Here is a 6,307-nt window from a genome sequence, read left to right on the forward strand (position 1 = left end):
GAGATCAGCGCGGCCAGCACGGAACAAAGCGCTGGTGTCGCCCAAGTGGGCGAGGCGGTGAGTCAGATGGACCAGGCCACGCAGCAGAACGCGGCACTGGTGGAGGAAAGCGCCGCGGCAGCCGAAAGCATGAAGGTGCAGGCTCAGCAACTGGTTCAGGCGGTGGCTGTTTTCAAGACCGGCCAGGTCGAGCATCACGCATCGAGCGCAAGTGTCGCGGCTCAAACCGTGGAGCGTCGCGGACCGGACCGTGCGAAGAATGTGATGCGGCCAACCTTCGGATCGGCAAAGGGAACGCATGCCAAGGCTGCATCGACCCCTGTGGCAAAACCTGCAGTTGCTGCGGCAACCCAAGCAACGGGAACGGATGACTGGGAGAGTTTCTAATCCAAAAGCAAGTTGTACCCGCTGGAGATGTCATCCAAATCGTCCCCTATTCGCAGGTTCAGGAGCGCCATTGATGCCGATGATGCGAATCACACTGGCGCAGGATGACGCTGAACGGGAGAGGGAATTGCCCACGCCATTTTTGGGCGTGGGCAAAACGGCGGACGAGGGGAAGTGGAATGTGTGAAAGCGCGTGTGAGCCGATTGATTGGCCAGATGGGCAGCGCCCCAACGGGCCATTCCCCGATCAACACGTTCTCGCCGTCGCCAAGTTGGAATGCCACGCTGCGCAGGCGCTGCTTACGGCAGCGATCGCCGCGACCCGAGTTCAAGGCGTTCGATTGGCGGGGGTTCTGAGCGAATGGTGTGCGGCCGACATCGGACCGCAAGTTCCGAAAGACTCTGCCGGCCAGTGAAGGCGTTTCATTCCCCCCTGGAATTTCGCGGCCTCCTGCCAGATGGGTTTCACCAAAGAGTTTGCACGGCCATCAGAATGCCGATGAACACCGGCTGATGCAGCATGTAGAAGCTGAGGCTCCATCGGCCCAGCACCGCCAAGGGACGAAGACCCCTCGGTAACTGCCCCGTCAGCCATTCCCGCCGCCGCGCGAGCACCCATTGCCCGGCCGCCATTCCCCACCACATGACGCCCAGCCATGGCAGCACTGGAACATAGTCTTCCGTCGCTGGTCGATGCGTGATGAGCCCTGCCCAGTTGGTGAGGCGGGAATCGAAGAACGGATGGTGGACGAACCACGGCAGCGCGATCGCGATCGCGCCGGCCACCCACAACGCCCTGCCCCACCCCGCCGTCAGCCGCACCACGAGCAGCATGACCGCAATGCCGTGCAGCACGCCAAAGCTGATGAAGCGGTCCTTGAACATCATCCACGAGCCAATGCTCACGAGCACCGCGCATCCCGCCACCTGCACCCATCGACGCCAGAAGCCAGACCAGCTTTGCCCTTGCTGGTACGCCACCGCCTGTCCGAGCCCGGCACAGAAGAGGAACAGGCTCACGATGCAGGAGCGCTGCGTCGTCCAGAACGGATCGCTGTAGAAGTTCTGCTTGATAAAGCCAAAGTGCGTCAGATCGAAGCAGAAATGAAAGATGGCCATCCAGACAATGGCCACGGCACGCAGGGCGTCGAGTCGGGGAAAACGTTCGCGGGGGCTGTTCACCTGCGTGACGATAGCGCACGAATCGGGTTGGACCGCTTTACAGCGCATAGCCGCCAGGAGCGGGCGTCTGCAAACGGGGCTTCACACGGCCTGCGAATCACTCATCCAATGCCGTCATCAGCTTCGCCCAGGCCTGCTTGTCGCTGCGCTTGAGCTCCTGAAGTTCTTGCAGGAGTTCGACCGAGCGTTTCTGCCGCGCTTCCCGCTTGAGGCATTCAATGTCTTTCGCCAGCGCAAGCAACTCCCTGACGCGCGGATCCTTGGCCGCCGCCGGCAACGATTCCGAGATCGCCACCATCGCGTCCATCAAACGACCAAGCTGTCGCCCGTAGCTGTGCTTGCTGACCACTTCTCGCTCGATCTCCGGCCCCGACGAATTCTCGTTCGACACCTGGAACACGTTGCCGAAAGTCCAGCCGTTGTTGAAGGACTGTTTAAGCCATTCCGGGGCGACGTCGGGGGCCCACGGCCAGCTTGGCGCGATGACAGCACTCATGTGAAGTTCCTCCTTGATTTGTGATTGTCAGCCGACGAAGCGCCGCGCGTTCCCGAACATCTTCATCCAGGGGCTCAATGCGCTCTTGTCGCCGCTGGTCCAGCTCATGAGGACATGACGGAAGACGCGCTCCGGGTGGGGCATGAGCACGGTGAAGCGGCCATCGGGCGTGGTCACCGCCGTGAGGCCATCGGGGCTGCCATTCGGGTTGAACGGATAGACCTCTGTCGGCGCGCCGGTGTTGTCGACGTAGCGCATCGCACGATGCACCTTGGTCGCGTCGCCGCGCTGCGAGAAGTCAGCAAAGCCTTCGCCGTGCGCGACGGCGATGGGGATGCGGCTTCCGGCCATGTCCTTGAAGAAGATGGACGGGCTGTCCAGCACTTCCACAAGCGACAGGCGCGCTTCGAATTGCTCGCTCTTGTTGCGCGTGAACTTGGGCCAGGCTTGCGCGCCGGGGATGATGGGCGAGAGCGCGGCCATCATCTGGCAACCGTTGCACACACCCAGCGCGAAAGTGTCCTTGCGGGCGAAGAAGGCTTCGAACTGCGCCGCAAGCACCGGATTGAACATGATCGATCGGGCCCAGCCTTCGCCGGCGCCCAGCGTGTCGCCGTAGCTGAAACCGCCGCAAGCGACGAAGCCCTGGAACTGCTCGAGCTTGGCGCGGCCGCTTTGCAGGTCGCTCATGTGGACGTCGTAGGTGTCGAAACCTGCCTTGTCCATGGCGTAGCTCATCTCGACGTGGCTGTTCACGCCCTGCTCGCGGAGGATGGCGAGCTTGGGGCGGACGATGTTCACCGCAGGGCCTCGGCCGCCCCCAACCCCTTCGAGGGGGGAAGAAACTACGTCGTGATCGAAGGTCAGGTGGACGTGCAGGCCAGGATCGTCTTCCTTGCCCGCGGCAGCATGCTCGGAGTCGGCACACGCCGGGTTGTCGCGCAACTTCGCGATGCGCCAGCTCACCTCATCCCAGGCCTGATGCAAATCGCGCAACGGTGCGCTGAACACCGTCTTGGTATCGCGCCACACCTCGACCACGCCACGATCGTTGGGCTTGCCGATGAAGTGGCTGTGCTTGGACAGGCCATGCTCGCGCAGAGTCTGCATGACGGCGTTGCGATCTGCCGTGGACACCTGGATGACGACGCCCAGCTCTTCGCTGAACAGCGCCTTCAGTGTCAGTTCTTCGCGCCGGGCACTGACTTGACTAGCCCAGTTCTTGGAATCGCCATATTCGGCCTTGCTGTCGCTGATGCCGTCGCCTTCGGTGACGAGCATGTCGACGTTGAGGCTCACACCCAGGTGGCCGGCAAAGGCCATTTCGCAGACCGCTGCCCACAAGCCGCCGTCGCTGCGATCGTGATAGGCGAGCAGCTTGCCCTCGCCGCGAAGCTGGTTGACGGCGGTGACCAGTGCCTTGATCTGTGCCGCGTCCTCGACGTCGGGCACCTCGTCGCCGAACTGGTTCGAGACCTGCGCCAGCATCGAACCACCCATGCGGTTCTTGCCGTTGCCGAGATCGATGAGGATCAGCGTGGTGTCGCCCGCTTGCAGCTGCGGCGTGAGCGTAGAGCGCACGTCGGCCATCGTCGCGAACGCGGACACGATGAGCGACACCGGCGCCGTGACTTGCCGCGAATCATCGCCTTCGCTCCAGCGGGTTCGCATGGACAGGCTGTCCTTGCCCACGGGCACGCTGATGCCCAGCGCCGGGCACAAGTCCATGCCCACGGCCTTGACCGTGTCGTACAGCGCAGCATCTTCACCGGGTTCGCCGCAAGCAGCCATCCAGTTGCAGCTCAGCTTCACGCGTTCGAGTTCAACGGGCGCGGCGAGCAGATTGGTGATGGCCTCGGCCACAGCCATGCGCCCCGATGCCGGTGCGTCGAGTGCGGCGAGCGGCGTGCGCTCGCCCATGCTCATGGCCTCGCCGCGGAAGCCGGAAAAGTCGGCCAGGGTCACGGCAACATCGGCCACGTGCACCTGCCAAGGGCCGACCATCTGGTCGCGGTGGTTGAGGCCGCCCACGGTGCGGTCGCCGATGCTGATGAGGAACCGCTTGCTCGCCACCGTGGGATGTCGCAGAACGTCGAAGGCGAGCTTGTCGAGCGTGAGGTCGCTGAGGTTCAGCGGCGCGAACTGCTGCGCGACGCGCTTCACCTCGCGGTGCATCTTGGGCGGCTTGCCGAGCAGCACGTCCATGGGCATGTCGATGGGCGGATCGTCGGCAGCGGCCGGGTTGCTCAGCGCCAGTCGCTTTTCTTCCGTCGTCACGCCCACCACGGCAAACGGGCAGCGCTCGCGCTCGCACATTGCCTGGAAGGTCGGCAATGCCTCGGGCGACACCGCCATCACGTAACGCTCCTGGCTCTCGTTGCACCAAATTTCCTTGGGCGCCAGGCCGGTTTCTTCAAGCGGCACCTTGCTCAGGTCGAAACGCGCGCCCTTGTGCGCACCGTCGACCAGTTCAGGGAAGGCATTCGAGATGCCACCTGCGCCGACATCGTGGATGGCCAGGATCGGATTGTTCTCTCCCAACGCCCAGCAATGGTTGATGACTTCTTGCGCACGACGCTCGATCTCCGGGTTGCCACGCTGCACCGAGTCGAAATCCAGCTCGGCCGCATTCGCACCCGCCGCCATCGAACTCGCGGCACCTCCGCCCATGCCGATGCGCATGCCGGGTCCGCCTAGCTGAATCAACAAGGTTCCCGAGGGAAACTCGACCTTGTGGGTTTGCGACGCGGAAATCGTGCCCAGACCGCCCGCGATCATGATGGGCTTGTGATAGCCGCGACGCCGGCCATCGCTGCCCACGGTCTGCTCGAACACACGGAAATAGCCGCCCAGGTTGGGCCGTCCGAACTCGTTGTTGAAGGCTGCGCCACCCAGCGGTCCGTCAACCATGATTTGCAGCGGGCTCGCGATATGCGCCGGCTTGCCGTAGGGCGTCTGTTCCCACGGCTCGCTGGTGCCCGGCAGATGCAGGTTCGACACACTGAACCCCGTCAGCCCCGCCTTGGGCTTGGAGCCGCGCCCCGTCGCTCCTTCGTCGCGGATTTCACCGCCAGCGCCAGTTGATGCGCCCGGGAACGGAGAAATCGCCGTCGGGTGGTTGTGCGTTTCCACCTTCATGAGCACGTGCACGGTCTCTTGTCGCGGCCCGTATTTCGGCGCATCGGTGTAGCCCGCGGGCAGCCAGCGCTCGGTCTCGCCGCCTTCCATCACCGAAGCGTTGTCGCTGTAGGCAACGACCGTGTGCTGCGGTGCCAGTTGATGCGTGTTGCGGATCATCGCGAACATGGAGCGCTCTTGCTCGACGCCGTCGATGGTGAACTTCGCATTGAAGATCTTGTGCCGGCAGTGCTCGCTGTTGGCCTGCGCGAACATCATCAGCTCGACGTCGGTCGGATTGCGCTTCAGGCCCTGGAAGGCGTTGACGAGGTAGTCGATTTCGTCGTCGGACAGCGCAAGGCCGAAGTCCTTGTTGGCGGCTTCAAGAGCAACACGGCCACGGCCCAGCACGTCCACGTGCTCCATGGGCTTTCCGGGCTGTTCGTCGAAGAGGTGGGCGGCTTCCTGGCGCGCCAGCAGCACGCTTTCCGTCATGCGGTCATGCAGCAATTCGGCCGCCGCTTGCAATTCGGCCGATTCAAGCGCCTTGGCCCCGCCAAGGAGCCCGCTTTTCAGCGTCAAGCGAAATTCGGTGACCCGCTCGACCCGCTTGATCGGCAGCCCGCAGTTATGGGCAATGTCGGTCGCCTTGCTGGCCCAGGGGGACACCGTCCCGAGCCGGGGCGCCACCACGATCAGCGTACCGTCGGTCGGGCCGGCGTACGGGTCGCCGTATTTCAGCAACGATGCCAGCTTGTCCAGGGCGTCTGGAGCCAGCGCCGACTCGGCCCAGACCCAATGTACGTGCCTGGCCGCTACCCCGGTGATACGCGGGTTGATCGCTTGCAGCTTGGGGCAAAGCGCCTGGGCGCGGAAGGTGGAGAGCGCATTGCCCCCCTCGAAGTGAAGCAGGTGCTTGGGGCTGGAAGTCACGCTAAAGCTCGGGCTTGGGGGGAAGGCCGCGGGCGACTCGTGGCCGCTCGGGTGGAAACCCGTGATTTTAGGACATGGCCCGGAACAACTTACCGTTTTGGGGGCGCTGGGCGGGATGCGATGCAAGGCGCTCCGAGCGCCGTGTGGCGAGCCACACAAGTGAGGAGCAACGCCGCAGCGCGCCCGCCCAGC

3 protein-coding genes and 1 pseudogene are annotated in these 6,307 nt (G+C 63.8%); 1 reads left to right on the top strand and 3 read right to left on the bottom strand.

The features are described 5' to 3' along the window. Positions 1-387: pseudogene (locus AC30NL_RS11835) on the top strand (methyl-accepting chemotaxis protein); the annotation flags it as partial. Between the two features lie 465 nt (positions 388-852). On the opposite strand, the gene AC30NL_RS11840 reads toward AC30NL_RS11835, so the two are convergent. Genes AC30NL_RS11840 through purL form a run of 3 tightly spaced genes read right to left on the bottom strand, consistent with a single transcriptional unit; the run spans position 853 to position 6,115 of the window. Next, positions 853-1,617 carry an acetyltransferase domain-containing protein gene (locus AC30NL_RS11840; RefSeq protein WP_489464201.1) on the bottom strand — a complete coding sequence of 255 codons (765 nt, stop codon included), beginning with the start codon at positions 1,615-1,617 and terminating at the stop codon, positions 853-855. Positions 1,618-1,666: 49 nt separating this feature from the next. Continuing rightward, positions 1,667-2,065: a hypothetical protein gene (locus AC30NL_RS11845; RefSeq protein WP_489464202.1), complete on the bottom strand. Its 399-nt coding sequence runs from the start codon at positions 2,063-2,065 to the stop codon at positions 1,667-1,669. Positions 2,066-2,092: 27 nt separating this feature from the next. Next, a complete protein-coding gene (purL, locus tag AC30NL_RS11850) occupies positions 2,093-6,115 on the bottom strand; it encodes a phosphoribosylformylglycinamidine synthase (RefSeq protein WP_489464203.1) in 4,023 nt (1,340 codons plus the stop codon). Positions 6,116-6,307: the final 192 nt, after the last annotated feature.

The sequence above is a fragment of the Rhizobacter sp. genome (assembly GCA_021153565.1).
Lineage (GTDB): Bacteria > Pseudomonadota > Gammaproteobacteria > Burkholderiales > Burkholderiaceae_C > Albitalea.